Here is a 26955-nt window from a genome sequence, read left to right on the forward strand (position 1 = left end):
GGGGAAACGGGCCGGGTGCATAACCCTGCCCAGGGAAACCCGGATAACCGCAGTGATCGGCAGGCTACGCCTGCCCTTCGGTTGCTGCCGCCACGGCGGGCGCACGCTGAAGCGCTTCGGCTCACACCCGACCAACAGGCGGCCGTTGACGTCGGCCAGGGTTCGGGGCCCGTGCTGGTCCCGGGCGCGCCGGGCACGGGAAAGACGACCGTACTGGTTGAGGCAGCCGTCCAGCGGGTCTTCCGTGACGGCGTCGACCCCGAGCGCATGCTGATCCTCGCGCCCACCCGCCTTGCCGCCGATTTCCTGCGTGACCGCTTCACCGCACGGCTGGACAGGAGCCTCAGCACCACCCCCGCCAGGACGTGGGCCTCTTACGCCTTCGACCTGATCCGCCGTGCCAAGGCCGAGGGTGTCATCCCGCTGTCCAGGCCGCCGCGCCTGTTGTCCGGCCCGGAGCAGGACCTCATCATCAGGGAACTCCTCGAAGGCCACCGGCTTCCCGGCTTGGAACTGCCCTGGCCCGCGGATCTTGACGGGGCCCTGGAAACCCGAGGCTTCCGTCAGGAGGTGCGGCAGCTCTTTGACCGCATCATCGAGTCGGGCCGCACGGCCGAAGACCTGGTTCAGCTGGCGCATGACTGCAATCGGCCGGACTGGAAAGCCGCTGCAGCCCTGTATGCCGAATACCGGGACGTCCTTGACCTGCGGATGCCCGAAGCCTTCGATCCCGCCGGGATTATCACGGCCGCCCGGCAGATCTTCCAGGATGCACCCGATTTCCTCGAAGCGGAGCGCGCCCGGCTGCAGGTTGTCCTGGTGGACGATATCCAGGAAGCAAACCCCGCCATCTTCGAGTTGCTGGCAGACGTTGCCGCCGGACAAGACTGCTACGTGACGTCCTCCCCGGACACCGTGGTGCAGGGATTCCGCGGGGCACGCCCGGACCTGGTGGCTGAGCTGCCCCGGCTGCTGTCAACCCAGGCGCCTGTCCTGGAGCGCCCACTGTGGCATGCCCACGGCCTGGCCCCCGCCGTGGCAGAGGCGTGGTTGAACGTCGCGGGCCGCATCTCCCAGCGTGCAGGCGGGCAGCTGGCACGGCGGCTTGAACCGCTGGGGCAGCACGGACAGCCTGAAAGCCCTGGGCACGCCGGACCCGCCGGTCACGGTAACGTCGAGGCCCATCTGGTTCCCACTCCCGTGCATGAGCTGCGGTATGTTGCCCAGCGGATCCTGGACCAGCACATCAACCACGGCCGCGAGCTTGCGGACATTGCAGTCATCGTTCGGAACGGCGGCCAGGTCAGCGAGCTGCAGCGCTACCTGTCCGGGCAGGGCATTCCTGTGCGGGTGCCGGTGGCCGAATCCGCCGTCCGGGACGAGGTTGCCGTCAGGCCCCTGCTGGATGCCTTCGCCATCGCCCTGGATCCGCAGCTGCTGACACCCGAAGCCGCCGTGTCGCTTCTTACGTCGCGCATCGGCGGTGCCACCTCGATTGAACTGCGCCGGCTCCGGCAATCGCTGCGGCGCGAAGAACTCCTGGGCGGTGGAGGCCGCGCCAGCGATGCCCTGTTGGTGGAGGCGCTGCTTGAGCCCGGTGCGCTCGGTGCGCTGGGCATTGAGGGCCGCGCCGCCCGGCGCACGGCCCGCATGATCCAGGCTGGGCGGGACGCCGTCCGTCTGCCCGGCGCCAATGCGGAATCGGTGCTGTGGGCGCTGTGGAACTCCACGGGGCTCTCGTCGGCGTGGACAGCCGCGGCATTGTCGGGCGGCCCCCATGGTGCCCGGGCTGACCGCGACCTTGACGCGATGATGGCGCTTTTCCATACGGCGGAACGCTATGTGGACCAGATGCCCGGCGCCGGCCCGGAACAGTTCCTGGAATACCTTCTGAACCAGGAGCTTCCCATGGACACCCTGGCCGCCCGGGCCCAGGTTGACGACGCGGTGGAGCTGATGACGCCCGCCAGTGCGGCCGGGCGCGAATGGCCGGTGGTCATCGTTGCGGGGCTGCAGGAGGGAGTGTGGCCCAACACCAGGCTCCGCGGTGAGTTGCTCGGCAGCACACTGTACGCGGACGCCGTCGAGCATGGCCCCGGATACGCCCTTCAGCGTGACCCCTTGAGCCGGCTTCGGGACATCCGCTACGACGAACTCCGAAGTTTCTCTACAGCGGTATCCAGGGCACGGGAACTGCTGGTTTGCACCGCGGTCTCGTCGGAGGACCACCAGCCGTCATCTTTCCTGGATTTCGTTGCACCCCTGGGTCCCGGGGAGGAGGGGCGGGCGTTTACGCAGGTGGAACGGCCCATGACCCTGCGCGCGCTGGTTGCAGAGCTCAGGCAACATGCGCAGCTGGAAGGGACAGCGCAGGCAGAGGAAGCTGCCAGGGTCCTGGCGCATCTCGCCGTCCAGGAGCCTGCCGTGTCCGGTGCAAACCCGGACAGCTGGTGGGGACTTGCCCCGCTGTCCTCCGCCGAGACCGTGGTCCCACCGGGCGGAACGGTGTACGTATCCCCCTCAAAGGTGGAGACCGTCCAAAAGTCGCCGTTGGACTGGTTCGTCCAGGCGGCCGGCGGGGAACCAGCCACCGACTTCGCCCGAAGCCTCGGCACGCTGGTGCACGCGATTGCCCAGGACATGCCGGACGCGTCCGGATCGGAGTATGTTGCTGAACTGGTGCAGCGCTGGCCGGCCCTGGGCATGAAGGACAACTGGGAGGGAAGGCTGGACTTCCAGCGTGCTGAGGCCATGGTGCGGAAGCTGGCACAGTACGTGCTCCTGATGAGAAGTGAAGGCCGCAGCCTGCTGGGCGTGGAGCAGGACTTTGAAGTGGCCCTTGGCCAGGTAGCGGTGGACGAAGCTCCGCCGCGGGAAGCAGTCCTCCGGGGCCAGGTGGACCGGTTGGAGATCGACGGCGACGGCCGGCTGGTGGTAGTGGACCTCAAGACCGGCAAGCGGCAGCCAGGGAAGGATGAGCTCTCCCGCCACCCGCAGCTTGGCGCATACCAGGCAGCAGTGCTCGCCGGTGGTTTTGACGCCGGCGCGGATGGGGACGGTGGCCGGTCCGGTGGAGCCGTGCTGGCGCAGCTCGGGACCGGGGCCGTTAATCCAGCCGTTCAGCAGCAGGAGCCGCTCGACCCACAGGAGAACTGGGGACTGGACATGGTGAAGGAGGCAGCCTCCGTGATGGCAGGCAAGGAATTCATTGCACGGCATGACCCTGCCAAAGGCAGCCATGGCGGCCACGGTTGTCGGCTCCCTGAGGTGTGCCCCTTGTGTGCGCGCGGAAGGCAGGTAACAGAATGAGCGGGGCACTGGTTGCCGCGGAAGCCGCCCCGGCGGTGCGCTTCAGCCCCGAAGAACTGTCCCGGCTGCTCGGTGAAAAAAATACCCCCACTCCTGAGCAGGCAGCCATCATCTCCTCCCCGCTGGCACCGCGGCTGGTCATCGCTGGAGCCGGATCGGGAAAGACCGCCACCATGGCGGACCGGGTGGTCTGGCTCGTGGCCAATGGGTGGGTCACCCCGGAGGAGATCCTGGGCGTGACCTTCACCCGGAAGGCTGCCGGCGAACTTGCCAGCCGGATCCGGTCAAAGCTCCTGGCACTGCAGCGTCTTGCCGCCCAGGACACCGGCAAGGGGATCTTCCCGGAGGGCCTGCGCAACAGCGAAACCCTGGAGCCGAAAGTTTCCACCTATCATTCGTTCGCCAGCGGCATCGTCTCCGATTACGGACTGCGGCTCGGTGTGGAGCGGGATGTGGTGCTGCTCGGCGGCGCGCAGGCGTGGCAGCTGGCCAGCGAGGTGGTTGAGGCCTACGACGGCGAATACGCGCACTTCCGGGCCGCCAAGTCCACGCTGGTGAAGGCAGTCATCCAACTGGCCGGGGAATGCGCGGAGCACCTGCAGGAACCCGAGGACGTCGAAGCCTGGTTGATGGCGCGCCTTTCGGAGTATGAGTCGCTGCCCTACGTGGCCGGCAAGAAGAGGAACCCGTCCAAGGCTGCCCTGGACCTCGGTGGAATGCTGCGGACCAGGGCAAGCGTCGCTGACATGGTGGGCCGCTATGCCGCAGCCAAACGCGCCCGCGGCGCACTCGATTTCGGCGACCTCGTGGCGCTCGCCGCCAAGGTGGCCCAAGAGGTTCCCCTGGCAGCGCAAATGGAACGCCAGCGGTACAAAGTGGTTTTGCTTGACGAGTTCCAGGACACCTCGCACGCGCAGCTGGTGCTTTTCTCCCGTCTCTTCGGTGGCGGCCATGCCGTGACAGCGGTGGGAGATCCCAACCAGTCAATATACGGTTTCCGCGGCGCTTCGGCAGGCCAGTTGTTCCACTTCGTCCGCGAATTTCCCGTCCGCAAGGGTGAGTCGGACGAAGGAGCGGAGTGGGCGCCCGCCCCAACCTCCTACCTAACAACAGCATGGCGGAATGGCCGCTCAATCCTGGCCGCAGCCAACGTCATGTCCCAATCCCTCGGCCGGGCAGCCGCCCACAACGGCCCTGCCGGCGACAGGGCCGCCGCTCCTGAAGTTCCTCCCTTGCAGCCAAGCCCCCATGCCGTGGACGGGACGGTGGTGCTGGGCCGTTTCGCCAGCGATGCCGAGGAAGCTGCAGCCCTGGCTGAGGACGTCCTGAGATACCGGGTGACCGACTTTGAGCTGAAAGCCGACGGGACTGCCGAGCCACCGGCTCTCGCCGTGCTGTGCCGCAGGCGCGCCCAAATGGAAGCTGTCCGGCGGCAGTTCGAGGCCCGGGGGATCCCGTACGAAATCGTGGGTCTCGGGGGCCTCCTTGACACCCCGGAGATCGTTGACCTGGTGGCCACCCTTCGCGTCCTTGCCGACCCCGGCCGCTCCGATGCCCTCATGCGGCTGCTCGCAGGTGCCCGGTGGCGCATAGGCCCCGCCGACCTCATGGCCCTGCGCGACTGGTCGAGCCAGCTGGCACGGAGCCGGGGGAGGGCGCCGCTGGGGTTCGACAGCGACAGCCAGGACAGCGACAGTGATGAAGCAGATGCCCCCGTCCTGGAAGGTGACCTGACTGACGGCGCCAGCCTGGTGGAGGCCTTGGACTTCCTGCCGCGTGATGAATGGACCTCGGCGAACGGGCGCACCCTCAGCCCGGGGGCGCGCAGCAGGCTGGCCAGGTTGTCCACCGAGCTGCGGCAACTGCGCGGCTATCTCGGCGATGACCTCACCACCCTCCTGGGCGAGGTGGAGAGGGCCATGCTGCTGGACATCGAAGTGGCAGCGCGCCCGGGAATCAGCATCCACCAGGCCCGCCGCAACCTCGATGCCTTCCAGGATGCCGCCGCCGGATTCCTCCGCACCTCCCAGAGAGTGGACATCCTCGCATTCCTGGCCTGGCTGGAGGCAGCATCGGCGGAAGAAAACGGGTTGGAGGCGCCCGCCAGCGATGTGAACCGGGAAGCCGTGCAGTTGTTGACCGTCCATGCTTCCAAAGGCCTGGAATGGGATGTTGTGTTTGTTCCTGGAATGAACGCAGGAGCTTTCCCCAGCGACAGGGACTCCCGCTGGAGCAGTGGTTCTGCCGCACTGCCCTGGCCCCTTCGTGGTGACCGGGCCGATCTTCCGCAGTGGGATCTTGACCAGCCGGACCAGAAAGGCTGGCTGGATGCCGAGAAGGACTATAAAGGCGCCGTACAGGCCCACGGGGAGTCGGAGGAGAGACGGTTGGCCTATGTGGCCTACACCAGGGCCAAGCACGTCTTGTGGGTGTCCAGCACGGCCTGGGTGGGTTCACGGGCCGGCAGGGCGGAAATGTCGCCGTTCCTTGCGGAGCTGGAAGTGTTGACCCGGCCGGCCGGCTCCATCCGGCATTCGGATGCCGTGATCCACCCGCTGTCCCTGGAGGAAGCCGCACTGCCGCAGCAGAGCCCATTGACCTTGGAAGCAGAAGAAGCCACGTGGCCCTACGACCCCCTTGAAGGACCAGTGGATCCACGGACCGGTGAGCGGCTCCGCCTGGCCCGCGGGCGCAGGACAGCCATGGAAGCGGCGGCGCAGCGTGTGCGCGAAATCCTGGCCGCTGGCGGGGGACAGTCAGTGCCGCCGGAAGGGCCTGCGCATGCGCCGAGCCTAACGGGAGCAGCGGCAGGCTGGGCGCGCGAAGCCGCCCTGCTGCTGGAGCGCAGGGCAAGAAGGTCCAGTGGACAGGATGTGCATCTGCCCACCCATATCTCTGCCTCCACCCTGGTTGACCTCGGGGACGATCCCGAGGCCGTGCTGGCCCGCCTGCGCCGGCCGGTGCCACGGGAACCGGGCATGTCAGCCCGGAAGGGCACCGCCTTCCACGCCTGGGTGGAGGAATACTTTGGAAAGGCCGGGATGCTGGACCTCGGCGAAGCGCCGGGGTCGGACGACCACATTGACGCCGCCTACGACCTGGACGAGATGGTGGCCACCTTCAAGGCTTCCCCCTGGGCAGACAGGTCCCCGGCATTCGTCGAGGTTGCGGTGGAAACCAGGGTGGGAGAGGTTGTGGTGCGCGGCCGGGTTGACGCGATATTCCGCGATGCCGATGGCCGCTGGGACCTGGTGGACTGGAAGACCGGCCGCCGGCCGTCCGCGGAGCAACTGAAGACCCGTTCGATCCAGCTGGCCGTGTACCGGCTGGCATGGGCCCGCCTTAAGGATGTTCCCCTGGAGGACGTGCGGGCTGCGTTCTTCTATGTTGCTGACAACGCTGTGGTCCGGCCGCACGACCTGGGGACTGCCGACGAGCTGGAAGGAATCGTGGCCGCTGCGCTGAGCAGGTCCTGAGCAGGGACGTCCTTGAGCTGGTCGTCCTCGGATGGCGCAGCCAGGGAGCAATGCCAGGCCCGGCTCAGCCCTGCTTGGCGTTGACGATTGAAATGGCGGCGGTGGATGTGTCGTCAGGACCCTTGGTTTCGGCGTTACCAGGGACCGCTGGGTCAGCCGTAGGCTCCGTTTGCTCCACCGGGATGGGGGTGACGTGCACGGCCGGCTGGATTGAAACTGCCGGATGCACAGGCACCGCCGCTTGGACCGGCGACGCTGACGGTTGTGCCGGAGCAGCGGGTTGGGCAGGGACCGGGACGACCGTAACAGCGGGAGTAACAGCGGAACTGCCGCCCCCGGAGACGGGAGCTGCCCCCGAACCCGTGGTGGAAGCAGGAACGGACGTTCCGGCCTCATCCGGGCTGCCCGTGGCCGGAAGGGGCTCGACGCTGATCGGCCGGCCACCATACTCGGCAATGTCGCCGGCCAAGCTCTCCAGCATGTCCTCCGCCTCCCTGACCATGTCCTGGTCCCCGGCCGCAAGGCCCTTCACCAGGTACTGGGCCAGGGCGAACTCAGCGGACAAGGCAGACCGCCGCAGCAGGTGCTGGTCCGGGACGTCCCGGCGGCTGGACGTGTAGGCCTTTAGCACGGCGTCGATAAAGTCCTGTTCATTCGAAGCCACCAGCCAGGCAAAGTCATCGGCCGGGTCCCCGATGCGCAGGTCCGTCCAACCCGTAACTGCTGTTACTCTTCCCGCTTCCACCAGCAGGTTGTCCTCGTGCAGGTCGCCGTGGACCACGCACGGGTTGAACCGCCACAGTGACACGTCCTCCATTGCGTGTTCCCAGCGGCGCAGCAGGGCCGCCGGAATCTTGCCCGTAGTGGCAGCCTGGTCCAGTTCGTTCAGCCGCCGCTGGCGGAACTCATTGGGGGTGTAGCTGGGAAGATCGGCGTTGCTGACCAGGGACCTGGGCAGGTCGTGGACCGCGGCCAGGGCGGAGCCGATCTCCCGCGCCAGTCCGGCCGGCCCCGACGTGAGTTCCTCGACGCTGCGGGTGGTGCCGGAGAGGTGTGAGTAAACGAACGTGGTCAACGTCCCCAGCCGGACGCTGCCGGCCACCGTGGGCATCAGGAACGGCAGTTCCGCCCGAACGGCAGGAGCGAAAGCCCGGAGCACAAGGAACTCCGTTTCAAGGCGCGCGCTGGCTTCGGCATGCCGCGGTGACCGGACCCGCCAGCGCTTGCCTTCGGAATCGAGGAGCAGGGCCGAGTCGAAGTCCGCGGGGTCGTCCGGGGCGGAGCTAACGGCCGTCGGGGTCAGTCCGGGGACTGCCGCGGTTGCAATTGCCGCCAGTTCAATCGGTTTTCTTCTCACCGTTCCACGGTAGATTGCCTGCCCTCCCACACCGCGGTCCGGCCGCGGCGAGTCTTGAGATAGGTGCAAAACGAGGGGGGCGGCGCAGGCGGTGGAAGCTGCGGAAATGCGAAATGTCGGTAGCAGTCAGTACGGTGGAACCATGAGCCATGCGGAGTCTGTAATACCTGTCCACCAGGGTGCGCCGGCACGGCTGCCGGCCAACCATCTGGCGGACACCCTCCTCCCGGTACGGCCGGCGCTGGTGGACCGCGGTTCGGCCGCGCGTATCAGGCCCGGCATGGTCGATGACCTTCTGTCCGGCCCGGATGCCCTGGCTGCAGTCCTGTCTGGACGGCAGGGGCTGGTGCACGGCGGCAACATGGTGCTGACGGGGGCCAAGGAGCTTCTGGCGGCGCTGGCAGATGCAGGATCAACACCGGACCTCGTGGTGTACCTGGGATCGGCCTTGCCGGCCGCCGACCTGCCCGCCGGGACCGAACTGCTGCTCTTCGTCCTTCCTGAGCCTCCCGAGCCCGGGGCCGCCGGTATCCCGGCGAACGCGCACTGGGCCGGATTCCGGGAGGTCGCCGCAGGTTTGACCGCCACCTCCACAGCCTTGTTCGTTGAAGCCAGCGCCATTGCCAACTGGCACGCTGCCCACACGCACTGCCCCCGGTGCGGCACGCCAACAAACGTGGAAGCGGGCGGTTGGGTGCGGCGGTGCCCGGCGGACAATTCGGAGCACTACCCCCGAACGGATCCCGCCATCATTGTCACGGTGGTCGGTCCGGACGGCCGGCTGCTGCTGGGCGGGGGAGGGCCCGTGGACGCCCGGAACTACTCTACCCTCGCCGGCTTTGTGGAGCCCGGCGAATCACTTGAAGAGGCAGTGGTGCGCGAGATCCAGGAGGAGGTTGGGGTGCGGGTCACCGCCTGCCAGTACCTCGGCTCCCAGTCGTGGCCGTTCCCCGCCTCGCTTATGCTTGGATTTACCGCCGTCACGGAGGATGCCCAGGCAACGCCCGACGGCGTGGAGGTCACCAGGGCCCGTTGGTTCAGCCGCGAGGAACTGCAGGAAGCGGTGCTCAGCGGTGAGATCACCATCTCCAGCAGGCTCTCCATTGCCCGCTCGCTCATTGAGCACTGGTACGGCGGCCGGATCCAGGACCTGACTGGCGCCTAAGTTATTCCATCCACCAGACTCCAGCACGCGGTAGTCGAGAAACAAAGCAGCAGAAGTGACTACAGAGAATTTTGACGGAGCAGCCTCACTGGAGGACCGGATCCTTGGGGGACTCGACGCCGAACAGCGTGAGGTGGCCAGCACCCTGAATGGGCCGCTGTGCGTGCTGGCCGGCGCGGGCACCGGGAAGACCCGCGCCATCACCCACCGCATCGCTTACGGCGTTCACTCCGGGGTCTACACTCCACAGCGCCTGCTCGCCGTAACATTCACTGCCAGGGCCGCGGCAGAGATGCGCAGCCGCCTGCGGGACCTCGGCGCCGGCAACGTCCAGGCCCGGACCTTCCATGCTGCTGCCCTGCGCCAGCTGCAGTTCTTCTGGCCCCAGGCGGTGGGCGGAGCACTGCCCAACCTGCTGGACCACAAGGCGCAAATGTTGTCAGAAGCCGCCCGGCGGCTCCGGCTCAGCACTGACCGGGCCACCATCCGTGACCTTGCCTCGGAGATCGAATGGGCCAAGGTGTCCATGCTGACACCGGCAAACTACCTGGAGAACGCCCAGGGGAGGGGTGCGCCCGGCGGGTTCGACCTCACCACGGTGGCCCGCGTCTTCCAGTCCTATGAGGACGTCAAGACCGACCGCAACGTGATCGACTTCGAGGACGTCCTGTTGATCACGGTGGGCATCCTCCAGGAGGATGAGAAGGTGGCTGCCACGGTCCGGGAACAGTACCGGCACTTCGTGGTGGATGAATACCAGGACGTCTCCCCGCTTCAGCAGCGGCTCCTGGAGCTTTGGCTCGGCGGCCGTGACGAACTCTGCGTGGTGGGTGACGCCAGCCAGACCATCTATTCCTTTACCGGCGCCTCGCCCAGGCACCTCCTGGACTTCAAGACCCGCTACCCGCAGGCCAACGTGGTCAAGCTCATCAGGGACTACCGCTCCACCCCGCAGGTGGTGAAACTCGCCAATGACCTGCTGGCGGCCCGCCGCAGCGGCGGCCCCACCGCCGACGCCGCATGGGCTTCGCCGCTGCAGCTCGTGGCGCAGCGGCCGGCGGGACCGGCACCGCAGTTCACCGAGTGCACGGACGATGAGGCCGAAGCCGCCACGGTGGCGCAGAAGATCAAGGCCCTGCTCGACGCCGGGACTCCGGCCAGCGAGGTGGCCATCCTTTTCCGTACCAACGGCCAGTCCGAGGCCTACGAGCAGGCGCTGGCAGCGGCAGGGATCGGCTACCAACTGCGCGGCGGGGAGCGGTTCTTCGCGCGCAAGGAGGTCCGGGACGCAATCCTGCAGCTGCGTGCAGCCACCCGGGCGGTTTCCGAATCAGATGCGCCGGAACCGCTGGGGCAACTGGTGCGGGACATCGTCTCCTCCCTCGGTTACACCGATGCTGCACCGCACAGCGGAGGTGCACTGCGGGAACGCTGGGAGTCCCTCGCGGCATTGGTGGCACTGGCCGATGAACTCGTTCAGGCCCGCGGCCCCCAGTTCGGCCTGGCGGATTTCGTGAACGAACTCCAGGAGCGTTCCCTCGCCCAGCATGCGCCCACCGTGCAGGGCGTGACGCTCGCCTCGCTGCACGCGGCCAAGGGCCTGGAGTGGGATGCTGTCTTCCTGGTGGGACTCAGCGAGGGCCTGATGCCGATTTCTTTCGCCGATTCACCCGAATCCGTGGATGAGGAGCGCCGCCTCCTGTATGTGGGCATTACCCGCGCCCGCGAACACCTTTCCCTTTCGTGGAGCACCGCGAGGACTCCCGGGGGCCGGGCCAACCGGAAGCCGTCCCGGTTCCTGGAGGGCCTGCGGCCGGACTCGGTGGCAAGCTCGAGTACCCGGGGCAAGGGGCCGGCGCCACGCCGCAAAGCTGCCGCGCCGGCTGTGTGCCGCGTCTGCGGCAGCATGCTGGCCAGCGGGGCCGAACGGAAGGTGGGCCGCTGCAACGCGTGTCCCCCCAGCTACGAGGAACAGACCTTTGACGCCCTTCGCAACTGGCGCCGCGAGGTGGCACAGTCCGCGGACGTCCCGGCATTCGTTGTCTTCACCGACGCCACCCTTACCGCCATCGCGGAGGCCAGGCCGGCGTCGATGGAGGAGCTTGCCGCCCTCGCCGGAGTTGGCCCGTCCAAGCTGGAAAAGTACGGGGAGGACGTCCTCCGGGTCCTTGTCGAAAGCTCCGTCCTGTGAGGCCCGGACTCAGCGGTTCCCGGGGGGCTTCCACGCTGACCACCCCCAACGGTTCTCCGGTGGAGGTACGGCGTTCTGCCCGGCGGACCCGCACTGTGGCAGCATTCTGGGAAGACGGAACAGCGGTTGTTGCCATTCCGGCCCGCTTCACGGCCGCGCAGGAGCGGGAGTGGGTTCACAAGATGCTGGCCAAACTGCACAGGCAGGGGGAGCGGCAAGCTGCTGCCGGTCGGCGGCGTCCTGCCACCGACGAAGCCCTGGCAGCCCATGCGGCCCAGTTGTCCGCCCAATATCTGGGTGGCCGGTCAGTGCCCATCTCCGTCCGTTGGGTCAGCAACCAGAATTCCCGCTGGGGGTCCGCCACACCGGCCGAGGGCACCATTCGCCTGTCTGACAAGCTGCGGCCCATGCCGCAATGGGTCATCGACTACGTCCTGCTCCACGAGCTGGCCCACCTCCTGGTGTCCTCGCACAACACGGCGTTCTGGAAGCTGCTGGAGGCCTACCCCGAAACCCAGCGGGCCAAGGCGTTCCTTGAGGGCGTTTCGTTTGCCACGTCGCGGGGAATGGACAAAGACGCCGATTAGGTCCAGCGCAGGACACTACGCCGACGAAGATAGCTCCGGTGAAAAGCATGCCGGCAGAAAGCACTCTGGCGGGCCAGGAACCTCTGGCCCGCCAGGAAAGTGTCAGCCCCGGGGCTGGTCCGTTCCGCCGTCGTCGTCCTTGCTGTCGGTGCCCCCGGCGGCATCCTCATCGCCGGAGGTGTCGTCGAAACCGCCGTTCAGCAGTTTCTGCAGTGCGTCGTCCACCTCGCTGTCGCTGGCTTCGGCGAGCTTGCGGCGGGAGCTGAAGCCTTTCGGATCATCCAGGTCTTCGGCCGTGGGCAAGAGGTCGGGGTGGTGCCAGATGGCGTCACGGCCCTCAATCCCGCGTTCTTCCTTCAGGGTGGCCCACAGGGTGGCCGCGTCACGCAGCCTGCGCGGACGCAGCTCGAGTCCCACCAGGGAAGCGAAAGCGTGCTCGGCGGGACCGCCCGTTGCCCGGCGGCGCCGCACTGTTTCGCGCAGTGCGCCGGCGGACGGCAGGACCTTCTCCGTGGCGGCTGCGGTCAGCTCATCCACCCAGCCCTCCACGAGAGCCAGCGCGGTCTCCAGCTTTTCCAGTGCCTGTTCCTGGGCCGGCGTCCGCTGCGGCATGAAGACGCCCTGGGACAATGCTTCCTGGATGCCTTCGGGATTGCTCGGATCGAGGTCGCGGGCAAGCTCTTCGATCCGGGAGGTGTCGATGTGGATGCCGCGGGCGTAGGCCTCGATGGCTCCCAGCAGGTGTCCACGCAGCCAGGGAACCTGAACGAAGAGGCGCGCGTGCGCGGCCTCCCGCACGGCAAGGAACAGCCGGATGTCGTTCGCGGGCAGGGACAGGCCCTCACCGAAGGCGGCAACATTTGTTGGCAGGAGCGCCATCTCAAGGTCGACGAGGGGAACGCCGATGTCGGTGGAGCTCACCACGTCCTGGGACAGTGCGCCGATGGCCTGCCCCAGCTGCATGCCGAAGATGGCTCCGCCCATGTTCTGAAGCATCGAGGAGGCGCCGCCCATCATGGACTTCATTTCCTCGGGCATCTGCTCCGTCATGGCGGAGGAGAGAGCATTGGCGATGCTGTTGGCCACGGGTTCGGTCAGCCGCTTCCAGGTGCCCAGGGTGGCTTCCACCCATTCCGCGCGCGACCACGCCTTGCCGATCAGGCCGGTGCCGGGCAGGTCGGTGACCGGGTCCAGCCACAGTTCAGCGAGGCGGAGGGCTTCATCCACCTCCCGGGACTGCTGGGCGGTGACCGACGGATCAGAAGTGCCGGCAGCAACCCGACGGGCGTTGTCGTGGGCCAGCGTCCAGTTGACGGGACCCTCGGACGGGGCGCTCATCATCGCCTGCACCTGGGAGAACATCTGGGCCAGCAGGTTGGGGTCATCCGGCAGGCCGGCAGCCTTGGCGAGCTCGGCGGGATCGAAGTTCTCCATCCCCTTGCCGCCCATCAGGTTCTGCAGCATTTCGGTCAACGGATCCTTGGGGGTGTCGTCGTCGCCGTTGGACGGATTGAGTGGGTTGGAGGTCATGGTCCCGCCGATCGATGGTGTGACTGTTGATCAACCTTCACGGTACCCCGGCGGGGGTCGGCTGTCTGCCGCCCGCCGCCGTCGTTCGCTCTAGGCAAAGCACCCCCGCCCACTGCCACCGCGTACTGTTGGTGGGGTGACTACAACCCGTGGCGGCCATCCCTCCGAGGACCACGTTCCCGATCTTCCCCCCTTCTCCAATCCGGGTCCGTTGGGTGCCGGCGGCCCGCCGGAAGGCCCGGGGGACAGTGGCGGCACAGCGGCTGCGGGCAGCAGCGCCAACGCGTCCGACGGCGGAGGCCGGGGGAAGCGGCTTTCCACCATGATGGTTGCCGGGCTGGCGGCGCTGGGGCTGGGAATTGCCGTGGGCACGCTTCCGGTGCCGTATGTCATCGAATCGCCCGGTCCCACCTACAACACGCTGGGGGAGACCCAGGGGCATCCCGTCATCAATGTCAGCGGCCGTGAAACGTATCCGGCAGCCGGAAGCCTGGATCTGACCACCGTCTATGTCGACGGCGGCCCCACCGGCTCCGTCAGTATCCTTAACGCGTTCTCCGCATGGCTGGACCCTTCCAAGGCCGTCTACCCGGTTGAACTGATCTATCCCACCGGCACCACCAGGGAAGCCGCGCAGGAACAAAGTGCGGTGGCCATGGCCACGTCCCAGGAGAACGCCGTGGCCTCCGCACTGAACGAACTCAGGATTCCCTTCGGCCAGCAGCTTCAGGCCGCAGACCTGTCAAAGGATTCCGCTTCCGCCGGCAAGATCCAGCAAGGGGACATCCTCAAGTCCATCAACGGCAAGGACATCACCGCACTCAGCGTGATCCAGGATGAGCTGGCCGCCGGCAAGGGCGCCCCGGTATCGGTGACGGTGGAACGCGACGGCCGGCCCGTCACCGTTGAGGTCACTCCCAAGGACAACGGCCAGGGCCGGTTCATCCTTGGCGTCATGCTGAAGTACCTGTTCAGTTTCCCGTTCCAGGTGCAGATCTCCCTGGACAAGGTGGGCGGCCCCAGCGCGGGGCTGATGTTCTCGCTGGGCATTATCGATACTGTCACCCCTGGCGACCTCACCGGCGGCAAGCACGTCGCGGGTACCGGCACCATCTCACCGGACGGCGCGGTGGGACCCATCGGCGGCATCGGGCAGAAAATGCGGGGTGCACGCTCCTCGGGCGCCACCCTTTTCCTCGCGCCCGCCGGGAACTGCGACGAAGTTGCGGGGCATGTCCCGGACGGCCTCCAAGTGGTCCGCGTGGAAAACCTTTCGGAAGCCCGGCATGCTGTGGAAGTGGCCGGAAGCGGACAGGACACATCCGCGCTCCCGGCGTGCACCAGCAAATAGACTGGGCGCAACTAGACTCACAGGAACTAAGCTTTACCGCCACTCGTGGCACAGTTGACGGACGAAACCAGCCGTTTGACCGGTACCGTACGTCGCCCGCTCGCTTCGAATATCTGACGACCAGCTATGAGGTACCCAGTTTGTCCCGTCCCGCCAGCACCATGTCCACCGGCAGGCCCCCTTCACGGCGAGGCGTGCTGACGCCCACCCTGATCATTGTTGCCCTGGTGGTAGTGGGCTTCATCTTCTTCGCCAACGTCTGGACCGACGTCCTCTGGTACCGGCAGCTGGGCTTCATCGAGGTCTTCGTCACCGAGAACCTCGCCAAGATCGCCACCTTCGTGGCCGGCTTCGCCATCATGTTCGCGGCAGTCTTCTTCTCGATCCGTATTGCCTACAACGCCAGGCCGGTCTACGCGCCGGACTCCGAGATCCGGGACAACCTCAACCGGTACCAGGCCCAGCTGGAGCCGGTCCGGCGGATCGTCATGGTGGGCCTGCCTGTCCTCTTCGGCCTGTTTGCGGGCAGCGCTGCGGCAAGCCAGTGGCAGAAGGTCCTGCTGTTCTTCAACCAGGTTGGCTTCGGCGAGGCCGATCCCCAGTTCAACATGGACATCAGTTTCTACCTGATGACCCTGCCGTTCCTCGGGTTTGTGACCGGGTTCCTGATCAGCGTGGTGGTGATCGCGGGCATCGCCGGCATCCTCACGCACTACCTGTACGGCAGCATCCGGCTGATGGAACGCGGCGTCTTCACCAGCCGCGCAGCGCAAATCCATATCGCCGTGACCGGCGCCGCATTCCTGGTGCTCCTGGGCGTCAACTTCTGGCTGGACCGTTACTCTTCCGTCCAGAGCAACGGGGGCCGCTGGGCCGGCGCGCTCTACACGGACGTCAACGCCGTCATCCCCACCAAGGCAATCCTCGCGGTGGCCGCCGTCCTGGTGGCCATCCTGTTCATCGTGGCCGCCGTGATCGGCCGGTGGCGCCTCCCGGTGATCGGCACGGCGATGCTGATCATCACCTCCATCCTGGCCGGCGGCGTCTACCCCTGGGTAATCCAGCAGTTCCAGGTCCGCCCGTCCGAGCAGACGCTGGAAAGCAAGTACATCCAGCGCAACATCGAGAATACGCGCAAGGCCTACGGCCTGAACGGCATCCAGGAGACCCGGTACGACGCCACCAACACTGCCAACACCGGCGCACTCGCGCCGGACGCCCAGACCACTGCCAACATCCGGCTCCTGGACCCGAACTTGATCTCGGACGCCTTTGCGCAGCTGGAACAGTACCGCCCGTACTACCAGTTCCCCAAGGCCCTGAACGTCGACCGCTACGAGGTGGACGGCAAGATCCAGGACACCGTGATCGCCGTGCGGGAACTGAACCCCACGAACGTTGCAACCAACCAGCAGGGCTGGCTGAACCAGCACGTGGTGTACACCCACGGTTACGGGGTTGTGGCTGCCAAGGGCAACAAGTTCACCGTTGACGGCAAGCCCGAATTCCTGCAGTCCGGCATTCCGTCCACCGGCGTGCTGGGGAACGACACCACCTACGAACCGCGCATCTACTTCGGTGAGACTTCCCCCGAATACTCCATTGTGGGTGCCCCCGACGGCGCCGCGCCGCGCGAGCAGGACCGTCCCTCCGGAAAGGAAGGCGAGGGCGAAACCCAGTACACGTTCAAGGGCAACGCCGGTCCCAATGTGGGCTCCTTCTTCAACAAGGTCCTTTACGCCATCAAGTTCCAGTCTTCGGACCTGCTGCTTTCGGACGGCGTGAACCCGGAGTCGCAGATCCTGTACGACCGCAACCCCCGCGAGCGGGTCCAGAAGGTGGCGCCCTACCTGACGGTTGACGGCGGCGCCTACCCGGCAGTGGTGGACGGCCGGGTCAAGTGGATCGTGGACGGTTACACCACCAGCCAGTACTACCCGTACTCACAGCAGAAGCAGCTCTCGGATGCCACTACTGATTCGCAGACCAGCTCCGGCCGCGCTGTGGCCCTGCCCAACAGCACCGTGAACTACATCCGCAACTCGGTCAAGGCCACGGTGGACGCGTACGACGGCTCGGTCACCCTCTATGCCTGGGACGACACGGACCCGGTCCTCAAGGCCTGGCAGAAGGTCTTCCCGTCATCCCTGAAGCCGTACTCGGAGATGTCCGGGGCAGTCATGAGCCACGTCCGCTACCCGGAGGACCTGTTCAAGGTCCAGCGTGAGCTCCTGGGGCAGTACCACGTGACGGATCCCACCAGCTTCTACAAGAACAACGACGCGTGGAGCGTCCCCGCCGATCCGACGGTGGATACCGACGTCAAGCAGCCGCCGTTCTACATGTCGCTGCAGATGCCGGACCAGGAAAAGCCGGCATTCCAGCTGACGTCCTCCTTCATTCCGCAGATCGTGAACGGAAACGCCCGCAACGTCCTGTACGGCTTCCTCGCTGCTGATTCGGACGCCGGAAACCAGGCCGGCGTGAAGGCGGAAGGCTACGGCAAGCTGCGGCTGCTGCAGATCCCGCCGGAAACACAGGTTCCCGGTCCCGGACAGGCGCAGAACAAGTTCAACTCCGACCCCACGGTCTCGCAGGCGCTGAACCTGCTGCGCCAGGGTGCGTCGGACGTGTTGAACGGCAACCTGCTCACCCTGCCCGTGGGCGGCGGCATCCTCTATGTCCAGCCGGTCTACCTCAAGTCCACGGGTGAGACGTCTTACCCCACCCTGCAGCGCGTGCTGGTGGCGTTTGGTGACAAGGTGGGCTTCGCCCCGACACTGGACGCAGCCCTCAAGCAGCTCTTCGGCGGTGATTCCGGCGCGGCCGCGGGTGACTCGGCCAACAATGGGCAGACGCCGGCCGGTCCGGCGGCGCCTGCCACACCGGCAGAGGCGGACGCAAAGGCCCAGCTGAAGGCGGCCCTGGATGAGGCGAACGCGGCCATCCAGTCCGGACAGACGGCACTCGCGGCCGGTGACTTCGCTGCCTACGGCGAAGCGCAGAAGAAGATCGCCGCAGCGTTGAAGAAGGCGATGGACGCCGAGGCCAAGATTCCGGTGACCGCTCCGGAGGCCAGCCCGGCCCCCGCAGCATCCAGCTCACCTTCGGCCACGCCGTCCGCATCAGCGGGCCAGTAGTACGACGGCGGTCCGGCACCGGAAGCCCCAACGGGGCCAGGGTGCCGGGCCGGCGTAACGGACGTCACGCCGCTTCGATTTGGCCTCCGGTTCACCTCCCGGTAAAGTAGTTCTTGCGACGCGGGGTGGAGCAGTTCGGTAGCTCGCTGGGCTCATAACCCAGAGGTCACAGGTTCAAATCCTGTCCCCGCAACTGAAGAAAGGCCCGGACACTGGAAACAGTGTCCGGGCCTTTTGCTTTCCCTGACGTCACTGCCGCGGCCTCCGTCGAATCCCAAACGGACCTGGTGGAGCGTGGTCAGGGCGGCCGCGAAAGTAGGGTAGTGTTGATCAAGCGACGCGGGGTGGAGCAGTTCGGTAGCTCGCTGGGCTCATAACCCAGAGGTCACAGGTTCAAATCCTGTCCCCGCAACTTATGAAGGCCCTGACCGGCAGTTACGCCGGTCGGGGCCTTTCTTTTCCTTGGATGCGCACAGTTCCTAGTATTCTCTTTCGGAGAGCCCCGCGATCTGCGGGCCGCCCCAGTCATTCCTGAGAGGTATGTAGTTCCATGGCCACACCCACGAAGAAACCCGGCGCCGCGACGGGCAAGCGGTCCCGGCTTTACTGGGTGGTTCCCGCAGTCCTCGCGGCGCTGGTCCTGGTGGTCCTGGTGGCCCGCCTGCTCGTGGGACTGCCCGCCGTCGAATCCTTTCTCGCGGACTACCCCGGCCAGTCCGCATTGCCGGAGAAAGCCCCGGTGGGCTTTCCCGCCTGGCTGGCCTGGCAGCACTTCCTCAACGCCTTCTTCCTGCTCCTGATCATCCGCACAGGATGGCAGGTACGCACCACCACACGGCCCAGCGGGCACTGGACCAGGAACAATAAGGGCCTGATCCGCACCCGGAACGCGCCCACCAAGATCACCCTCGAGCTGTGGTTCCACCTGACACTGGATGCCCTCTGGATCCTGAACGGGCTCGTCTTCGCCGTGCTGCTGTTCGCCACCGGGCAATGGATGCGCATCGTCCCCACCAGCTGGGACATCTTCCCCAATGCCCTGTCGGCCGCGCTGCAATACGCCTCGCTGGACTGGCCCACGGAAGACGGTTGGATCAACTACAACGCACTGCAGCAGCTGGCCTACTTCGTGACCGTCTTCATCGCTGCGCCGCTGGCGTTCATCACGGGCCTGAGGATGTCCTCCGCCTGGCCAAAGAAGGCTGCGGGCCTGAACAAGGCCTACCCGATCGAGTGGGCGCGCGCCGTCCACTTCCCGGTGATGATCTACTTCGTGGCCTTCATCGTGGTCCACGTCTTCCTGGTGCTCACCACCGGTGCACTGCGGAACCTGAACCACATGTACGGGGTCAGGGACGACGACGGCTGGTTCGGTTTCTGGGTGTTCCTGGCATCCGTGGCCGTCATGGTCGCCGCCTGGTTCGCGGCCCGCCCCATCTTCCTGCGGCCCATCGCCTCCCTCATGGGCAAGGTCAGCCGCTAAGCCCGGCTCAGCTGTCCTTGAGCTGCTGGTAGGCAGCCAGCGCGCGTTCCCTGGACTCCGGCAGCTCAACAAGGGGTTCGGGATAGTCCTGAACCCCCGTCTTCCAGGGCTCGTGGATGGATGTGTTGTCCAGGTCAGCGAGCTCAGGGACGAACTCGCGCAGGTAGCGGCCGGCGGCGTCGAATTTTTTGCTTTGGGTGACCGGATTGAAGATCCGGTAGTACGGCGAAGCGTCCGCGCCGGAGCCAGCCACCCACTGCCAGTTGGCCGGGTTGCTGGCGGCGTCGGCGTCCACCAGCGTGTCCCAGAACCATTCCTCTCCGACCCGCCAGTCCGTCAGCAGATTCTTGACAAGGAATGAGGCCGCGGCCATCCGCACGCGGTTGTGCATCCAGCCGGTCTGCCAGAGCTGCCGCATCCCGGCATCCACCAAGGGGTAGCCAGTACGGCCCTGCTGCCACGCTTCGAGCTCGCTCCTGCCCGGCTGCTCCCAGGCGAACCGGTCAAATTCGGGCCGGTAGTTGCGGGTGGCCAGTTCCGGGTTGTTGTACAGCAGCTGCCAGCAGAATTCGCGCCAGCCAAGCTCAGACCGGAAGATCCCGACGTCGGCAGGCACGTTTTGCGGATAGCGGCGGCGGATCGCGTGCCACACCCGGAACGGGCTGACTTCGCCGAAGCGCAGGTGCGGTGACAGGCGGCTGGTCCCCTCGACCCCGGGCAGGTTCCGCCCAGTTCCGTATTCCCCGGCGGGTCCGTCCAGGAAGTCGTCCAGCCGGTGCTGTGCGCCTTCCACCCCGGGGGTCCAGGTGGCGGCGAGGCCGCCGCTCCAGTCGGGGGAGGAGGGGAGCAGCCCCCAGCTGTCGAGATCGTCACCTGCCTGGAGGCGGCCTGGTTGCGGAGGTCCCGGGATCACAGCGGGACGCTCCAGCGGGTCGCGGACCTCCTGGCCGGCAAGGCACGCCCGCCAGAAGGGCGTGAACACCTTGTAGGGCCCGCCGGAGCCGGTCTTGACCGTCCAGGGCTCGAACAGGAGGTTTGCCTGGAAGCTTGAAGCCTCCAGGCCGCTTTCCGCGGCCCACGCCTTGAGGGCGGCGTCGATGGTTCGCTCCGGCTGGCCATAGCGCCGGTTCCAGAAGAGGTGCGCAGCTCCGGCCTGTGCCGCCACTTCCTTGATCACCTGCCCGGCCGGCCCACGGCGAAGGAGCAGACGTGAGCCGCGGGCCTCAAGGGCGGAGGACAAGGTCTGCAGCGAGTGGTGCAGCCACCATCTGGTTGCGCCTCCCAGCGGCCTGATGCCGGCAGATTCTTCATCCAGGACGTAGACCACCGTCAGCGGCAGGCCCAGCGCGGCGGCGGCGTTCAGGGCCGGGTTGTCGTCCAGGCGAAGGTCGTCGCGGAGCCAGACCAGGGCGGTCTCTTCAAGGGAGGTCATGGCACCACGCTACACACTGTGGACATGGCGATGGCCGGAACCGCGGTCCCGGCCATCGCCATGTTTGCCTGTGGAAGCCAGCTGACTTTAGAGCTTGTCGAAGTCGGCTTCCTCAACGGTCGATTCGGACTGTGCGGCACCGGCGGCACCGAGGGCAGGCTTGGCTCCGCCGGACTTCAACGCGGCGAGCCGGGCCTCGATCTCGGTCTGCTCGCCCAGGTCCTCCAGCTGGTTGAACTGCGCGTCCAGGCTGGATGCTGCAAGTTCCTCCTGGCCGCGGACCTTGGCCTCTTCGCGGCGGATCTTTTCTTCGAAGCGGCCCACTTCGCTGGTGGGATCCATGATGTCGATGCTCTTGATCGCGTCGTGCACCTGGGACTGCGCCGCTGCCGTCTTTGACCGGGCCACCAGTTCGTTGCGCTTGCTGGTCAGCTGGTTGAGCTTGTTCTTCATCTGGTCCAGGCCGGTCTTCAGCTTGTCCACCACCTCGCGCTGCGAGGCGATGCTCGGCTCCGCGCCCTTGGCTTCGTTCTCGGCTGACATCTGCCGCTGCAAGGCCACCTTTGCCAGGTTGTCGAACTTCTCGGCGTCGGCAACGTCACCGGCCGCGCGGAACTCGTCAGCCTTGCGGGAGGCGGCCAGTGCCTTGTTTCCCCAGTCGCGCGCGTTCTTGACGTCCTCGTTGTAATCGTCTTCCAGCATGCGGAGGTTGCCAATGGTCTGCGCAACGGCGGACTCTGCTTCGGCGATGTTGTTGGTATAGTCGCGGACCATCTGGTCCAGCATCTTCTGCGGATCCTCGGCGTTGTCCAGCAAAGTGTTGATGTTCGCCTTTGCCAGCTGCGCGATCCGGCCGAAAATGGACTGCTTAACCATGGTGTTTGCCTTTCGTCCTGCTCTGGGTGAACCACTGGGACCGGTGCACAGTGGTGTACTGCTTCTGTCCGCCCGCCGGGGTTTTCCGGCGTGTTCCGGCGGAAGTTCCTAGAAACTGCCGGAGTCTCCGCCGCCGAAATCGCCGCCGCCGAAGCCGCCGTCGCCGCCGCCGAAGCCGCCGCCTCCGCCGCCGTCACCCCAGCCACCGCCGCCACCCCAGCCGCCGTGGCCACCGTTGAGGATGGAGTTGATCAGGATGCCGCCCAGGATGGCACCGCCCAGTCCACCGCCGCCTCCGCCGCCGAACATGCCGCCGCGGCCATAGCCCTGGTTGGCGTAGCCGTCGAAGTGTTCCACGTCGGCCTGGGCCAGTTGGGCCGCCTGCGCTGCCAGGGCGTGCGCCTGCTGTGCGTAGGTGAGCGCGGTGACAGGGTCCGTGCGGGCAATGGACAGCGCATAGTCGAGGTTGCGCTGAGACTCAGCAAGCCTGGTGCGTGCCTCGGTGCCCACCCCGCCGCGGCGGGCCGTGATGTAGTCGGACGTGGCACTAATCTGCGCCTGCGCAGACATGATGGTCTGCTGCAGCGACGCCTGCGCGCGCCGGGCCTGCTCCTGCTGGTCACGGATCCCGGTCAGGGCCTGGTCCAGGGACTGGTGGGCGGTTTCGACCCGCTGCAGGGTGGCGATGGGGTCGATCTTTCCGCCCTGGATCTCGCTCTTGACCTGGGCCAATGCAGCCTCCACCGCGGCCACCGGCCCGGCCAGCTCGGCGTGGGCGCCGGACTGGATCATGGCCTTTGCCTGGGCCAGGTCCTGGGAGGTGTCCACCACCGAGGCTTCGAGGCCATTACGGGCCTCGTCGAGGTTGGTGGCCACCTTGGCGATGGCATCGAGGAGAACGTTGGTCTGGTGCAGGCTTTCTTCGGCTGCGCGCACGGCCACTGCTGCAAGGCTGCTCTCGCCCTCACCGAGCTTCTGCTGCGCGGTTTCGGACGCGTTCTGCACGAAGGCCAGGCGCTCCTTGGCCTGGACGATGTTGTCCGATACCTGCGTCAGTGCACTGTCCGCGTACTTGGACCGCATGGTGGCCAGCGACTGCTCCGCGCTGGCGATCTTGGCGTCCGCTTCGCGGGCTCCGGCGTTGACTGCGGCAAGGGCCTGCGGCGCGTTCTTCTCCAGCTCACGCAGCGAGTCGAAGTCAGCCTTCTGCTCCTGGAGGGATGCCAGGGCAGCCTCGGAGCGGCGGATGATCTCGCCCAGCCAGGTCCGTTGCTGCTCCTCCGTGTCCGGAATGTGGTCGTCGAGCTGCTGCTGCAGCTTGAACGACTCCGTCATGTGGGCTTTCGCCTCAGCCAGGGCCTTGGTGAAGTTTCCGACGGCGGAATCGCCGTACTGCGCCTGGGCAAAGCCAAGTTCCTGCTCGCTGGTCTTAATGGCGTCGTCCGCCTCGATCAGCAGGGAACCGCTCTTCCGGCGGAGTTCCTCCACGCTGAGTGACGCCAGCGGGTCCAGCTCGGCGCCCTGGGGCCCGTAGCTTCCGCTGGATGCGTCCTGGCCGGCAGCCTTCTTCCGGCGGTTCCGGTAGTAGAGGTACGCGCCGCCTCCGGCCACCACCACGCCCGCACCTACCAGGACGCCTGCACCGGCGCCGTCACCGGATGACACGTTGCCGCTGCCGCCGCCGGCGGCGTCACCAATGGCGGAGGCAGTATCGATAGCTGCCTGGGCGAAATCGCGCTTGCCGCCAGCGAGGTTGGCGGTGACTGCGTTCTGGCTGATGTTGGCCTGCTTGGACCGGATAGGGCTGTTTGAATTAGTGGCGAAGTTGAACTTGCCGTCATCAACAGCAATTGCCAGGACGGCATCGGCCCTGCCCATGCTCTTCAGCTCAGCTACTTTCTGCGTCCATTGAGCTGGGTCGGTCGGGTTGGTGAAGGTTTTCACCGTGACCACGTACAGGTTGTACTTGTGGTCCTTCAACAGCTTCTGGATGGCGTCCTGGACCTCGCCCTTCCGGCTGCCCAGGACATTGGCGTCATCCACAATGTTGGTGCCCGAGGGGATAGTAACCGGGTTCTCGGCCCATGCGGCGCCGGCGGGTACCGCCAGCAGCCCGGCAAGGCCGATCACGGCGAGGATACGTTTGAACTTTGACCGCATGTGCAACCCTTCAGCACGCCTGACACCGATTCGGGACGAATCAGTCGTCGAATCCAGCAGCGCCCCCACGCTTGGTGTGAAGCCGCAGGTCGCTGTGGCAATTCATCTTGATTCTATGGTGCACCCCACAGCCAGTCCATGCGCCCGAATATGCCGCCAGCGAAACGCTATGCCGGGAGGGCGGCGACCATCGAGGCGTTCAGCAAGCTCTCAGCAAACATCCGAGCTTGTCCCAGCGGGACGGTACATAGTTAATGGCAGACGAGGATGAAAGGAAGTCCCATGACTGAGAATCAAACCCCAGGCCCGGTCCCGGAGGACAGCTCCGCGGGCAGCAGGAACCCGTGGCAGCAGCAGGACCAGCAGCAGCCCGGAGACCGCCAGGCGGCCACTCAGTATGGGAACAGCGGCGCGGAACAGCAGAGCGGCGCGGCATACCAGAACCACACGGAGCGGCTGGACCAGCCGCAGTCGCGTGATAACCACACCCAGGAGTTGCCGGGGGCCCCACGTCCCGTGTACCCGCAGCGCCAGCCGTTCTACGGCCAGTCCGGATACTACGGCCAGCAGCACAACGGCCAGCCCCTGCACGGTGACGGCCACGGCACACCCAACGGGAGCGTCGGCCTGGCGCCCAACCCCAAGGACGCCCCCCGCCGGAAGGCGAGCTTCGGCGTCGGGACCCTCGTGGCCAGCATCCTCGCAGCAGGCCTCGTCGGGGGCGGCGTGGCCACGGTGGGCTCCGGCGAACTGTTTGGCAACACCGGGTCCAGCACCTCAACCGTCGCCGGCAACAGCCAGCCCGGGACCGTCATCGTCAACAACAAGGACGACGTCAACGCCATCACCGCCGCCGCCGTGAAGGCCTCGCCCAGCGTCGTCACCATCAGTGCCACGAGCGGCAGTTCAGGGGGCACCGGTTCGGGTATCGTCCTTGACGACCAGGGGCACATCCTGACCAACACGCACGTGGTGACCCTCGACGGCCAGACCGCCAACGCCACCCTTGAAATCCGGACCAGCGACGGAAAGGTCCTGCCGGCAAAGCTGGTGGGCACCGACCCCCTGTCCGACCTCGCCGTTATTAAGGTGGACGACACCTCAAGCCTCACCCCTGCCACTCTTGGCGATTCCGGCAAGCTCAACGTAGGGGATACCGCCATCGCCATCGGATCCCCGCTCGGCCTGACCGGAACGGTCACGGACGGGATTGTCTCAACCCTGAACCGGACCATCAGCGTCGCATCGTCTGCGGCTCCGGAGGGCGGTGACAACAGCCAGGGCGGCGACCAGGGGTTCCAGTTCGCGCCTCCGGGCGGCGGCCAGAGCCAGCAAAGCGCGGGGGAGGGCTCCATTGCCATCAACGTCATCCAGACTGATGCGGCCATCAACCCCGGCAACTCCGGCGGCGCCCTGGTGAACAGCAAGGGCGAGATCATCGGAGTCAATGTCGCCATCGCCTCCGCGGGATCCGGGACGTCCTCCTCGCAGAGCGGCAACATCGGCGTCGGCTTCAGCATCCCCATCAACCACGCCAAACGCGTGGCCCAGGAAATCATCGACACCGGCAAGGCCTCGCATGGCCAGTTGGGTGTCAGCGTCAAGCCCAAGTCCACGTCGGGCGCATCCTCGGAATTCTCCGTGGGGGCCGACGTCGCCACCGTTGACCCCAACTCGGCAGCCGGAAAGGCCGGCATCAAGGTCGGTGACGTCATCACCAAGTTCAACGACCTCACCATCGGCGAACCCAACCAGCTGACCGCAGCCGTCCGCGAACAGCCCGCAGGGTCCACCGTGAAGATCACCGTCCAGCGCAGCGGCAAGGAGCAGACGTTCGACGTTACGCTCGGTGCGGCGGCCAGCTGACGTCCGTCAGCAACACCCTGCAGCAATGACGACGGCGGCGTTCCCACCCAAAGGGGGCGCCGCCGTCGTCATGCTGCGCCCCGGCCACGCCCTGACACAGGCGTTAACGGAAGAGGGCGCGGGGGCGCGCCGATATGGTTAGCTAGGAGCTACCCGCCTGCCGGGCATTCCACGGCCATGACCCACCCGGCTGGCTGTCCACAAGCATGGAAGGCTGCTGTAAACACAGTGGAAGAGACATTGAAGATCGTAGTCCTGGTCAAACATGTACCGGACGCCCAGTTCGACCGCCACCTCAACGGTGCGGGCAACACCGTGGACCGCGACGAAAGCATTCTGTCCGAGCTTGACGAGTACGCCCTCGAGGCAGCGCTGCAGCTGGCCGAGGCCAGGGGCGGAAGCAAGGCGGGCAACCAGGTCATCGCCCTCAGCATGGGCCCCTCCGGAGCCGTCAACGCCGTCAAAAAGGCGCTGCAGATGGGCGCCACCGAGGGCGTCCACCTGACCGACGACGCCCTGGAAGGCTCCGACGCCGCAGCCACCTCGCTGGCACTGGCGGCAGCGGTCCGGCACCTTGGCGGCGTGGACCTGGTCCTCACCGGCATGGCCTCCACCGACGGCGAAACGTCGCTGGTCCCCGCACAGCTGGCCGAACGGCTCGGGCTGCCCCAGGTGACCTTTGCCTCCACCCTGGAGGTCGACGGCGGCCGGCTGACCGCACGGCGCGACGCCGACACCTCCTCGGAGACCGTCGAGGCGCCGCTGCCCGCCGTCGTATCCGTGACGGACCAGATCAACGAGCCCCGGTACCCCAACTTCAAGGGAATCATCGCGGCCAAGCGCAAGAGCATCACCACTCTGTCCCTGGCCGACATCGGCGTCGACCCCGCCCAGGTGGGCTTCGCCGGGTCCTGGACCAGCGTGGGCAGCGCCGAACAGCGGCCGCCCCGGACCGCAGGCACCATCATCACCGACGAGGGCGATGCCGGCATCAAGCTGGTTGACTTCCTGGCCGCCCAGAAGCTGCTCTAA

Annotated in this window: 15 protein-coding genes and 2 tRNA genes; 12 read left to right on the plus strand and 5 right to left on the minus strand. The window is 66.6% G+C overall.

Going from position 1 to position 26955, the window contains the following annotated elements:
• The first annotated feature begins 15 nt into the window (after positions 1–15).
• Together ASG86_RS12780 and ASG86_RS12785 are read left to right on the plus strand one after the other, a co-directional pair.
• Positions 16–3309 (plus strand): ATP-dependent helicase, encoded by a 3294-nt coding sequence (locus tag ASG86_RS12780; protein ID WP_056335488.1) that lies wholly within the window; start codon positions 16–18, stop codon positions 3307–3309.
• Positions 3306–6785: a UvrD-helicase domain-containing protein gene (locus ASG86_RS12785; RefSeq protein WP_056334728.1), complete on the plus strand. Its 3480-nt coding sequence runs from the start codon at positions 3306–3308 to the stop codon at positions 6783–6785. Before ASG86_RS12780 ends, ASG86_RS12785 begins: the two co-directional genes overlap by 4 nt.
• 64 nt (positions 6786–6849) lie before the next feature.
• On the opposite strand, the gene ASG86_RS12790 is transcribed toward ASG86_RS12785, so the two are convergent.
• Positions 6850–8142 (minus strand): macrolide 2'-phosphotransferase, encoded by a 1293-nt coding sequence (locus ASG86_RS12790; protein ID WP_056334731.1) that lies wholly within the window; start codon positions 8140–8142, stop codon positions 6850–6852.
• A gap of 142 nt (positions 8143–8284) precedes the next feature.
• On the opposite strand from ASG86_RS12790, the gene nudC reads away from it, so the two are divergent.
• The 3 genes from nudC to ASG86_RS12805 are packed head-to-tail and all read left to right on the plus strand — an operon-like array spanning position 8285 to position 12085.
• The gene (gene nudC / locus ASG86_RS12795; protein WP_056334736.1) at positions 8285–9307 is read left to right on the plus strand and encodes an NAD(+) diphosphatase; all 1023 of its coding nucleotides are present in this window, start codon (positions 8285–8287) and stop codon (positions 9305–9307) included.
• A 55-nt stretch (positions 9308–9362) separates the two neighbouring features.
• Positions 9363–11498, plus strand: coding sequence for an ATP-dependent helicase (locus ASG86_RS12800; RefSeq protein ID WP_056334739.1), 2136 nt, complete (start codon positions 9363–9365; stop codon positions 11496–11498).
• Positions 11495–12085 carry a M48 metallopeptidase family protein gene (locus tag ASG86_RS12805; RefSeq protein ID WP_056334743.1) on the plus strand — a complete coding sequence of 197 codons (591 nt, stop codon included), beginning with the start codon at positions 11495–11497 and terminating at the stop codon, positions 12083–12085. The genes ASG86_RS12800 and ASG86_RS12805 overlap by 4 nt, the downstream gene beginning before the upstream one ends.
• A gap of 102 nt (positions 12086–12187) precedes the next feature.
• Here the strand turns inward: ASG86_RS12805 and ASG86_RS12810 are convergent, their stop codons facing one another.
• The gene (locus ASG86_RS12810; RefSeq protein WP_056334746.1) at positions 12188–13615 is read right to left on the minus strand and encodes a zinc-dependent metalloprotease; all 1428 of its coding nucleotides are present in this window, start codon (positions 13613–13615) and stop codon (positions 12188–12190) included.
• A 136-nt stretch (positions 13616–13751) separates the two neighbouring features.
• Between ASG86_RS12810 and ASG86_RS12815 the strand changes: the two genes are divergently transcribed.
• The 5 genes from ASG86_RS12815 (at position 13752) to ASG86_RS12835 (ending at position 19589) form a co-directional block, all read left to right on the plus strand.
• Positions 13752–14966: a S16 family serine protease gene (locus tag ASG86_RS12815; protein WP_082566781.1), complete on the plus strand. Its 1215-nt coding sequence runs from the start codon at positions 13752–13754 to the stop codon at positions 14964–14966.
• Between the two features lie 161 nt (positions 14967–15127).
• Entirely contained in the window at positions 15128–18106 is a 2979-nt protein-coding gene (locus ASG86_RS12820) for a UPF0182 family membrane protein (protein ID WP_200946265.1), read from the plus strand.
• A gap of 119 nt (positions 18107–18225) precedes the next feature.
• Positions 18226–18299: transfer RNA gene (locus ASG86_RS12825), tRNA-Met, on the plus strand.
• 145 nt (positions 18300–18444) lie between these two features.
• Positions 18445–18518, plus strand: a tRNA-Met gene (locus tag ASG86_RS12830).
• 138 nt (positions 18519–18656) lie between these two features.
• On the plus strand, positions 18657–19589 hold the full coding sequence (locus ASG86_RS12835) for a cytochrome b/b6 domain-containing protein (RefSeq protein ID WP_056334749.1): 933 nt from the start codon (positions 18657–18659) through the stop codon (positions 19587–19589).
• Positions 19590–19596: 7 nt separating this feature from the next.
• On the opposite strand, the gene ASG86_RS12840 is transcribed toward ASG86_RS12835, so the two are convergent.
• The 3 genes from ASG86_RS12840 to ASG86_RS12850 form a co-directional block, all read right to left on the minus strand.
• Positions 19597–21021, minus strand: a complete 1425-nt coding sequence (locus ASG86_RS12840) for a cryptochrome/photolyase family protein (RefSeq protein WP_056334752.1) — start codon at positions 21019–21021, stop codon at positions 19597–19599.
• A gap of 87 nt (positions 21022–21108) precedes the next feature.
• Positions 21109–21897: a PspA/IM30 family protein gene (locus tag ASG86_RS12845; RefSeq protein WP_056334756.1), complete on the minus strand. Its 789-nt coding sequence runs from the start codon at positions 21895–21897 to the stop codon at positions 21109–21111.
• Positions 21898–22005: 108 nt separating this feature from the next.
• Positions 22006–24057, minus strand: coding sequence for a TPM domain-containing protein (locus ASG86_RS12850; RefSeq protein WP_056334760.1), 2052 nt, complete (start codon positions 24055–24057; stop codon positions 22006–22008).
• Between the two features lie 282 nt (positions 24058–24339).
• Between ASG86_RS12850 and ASG86_RS12855 the strand changes: the two genes are divergently transcribed.
• Together ASG86_RS12855 and ASG86_RS12860 are read left to right on the plus strand one after the other, a co-directional pair.
• Entirely contained in the window at positions 24340–25923 is a 1584-nt protein-coding gene (locus ASG86_RS12855) for a S1C family serine protease (protein WP_056334763.1), read from the plus strand.
• A gap of 240 nt (positions 25924–26163) precedes the next feature.
• Entirely contained in the window at positions 26164–26955 is a 792-nt protein-coding gene (locus ASG86_RS12860) for an electron transfer flavoprotein subunit beta/FixA family protein (protein WP_056334765.1), read from the plus strand.

Origin of the sequence: Arthrobacter sp. Soil764 (assembly GCF_001428075.1) — a bacterium.
Classification (GTDB): domain Bacteria; phylum Actinomycetota; class Actinomycetes; order Actinomycetales; family Micrococcaceae; genus Arthrobacter.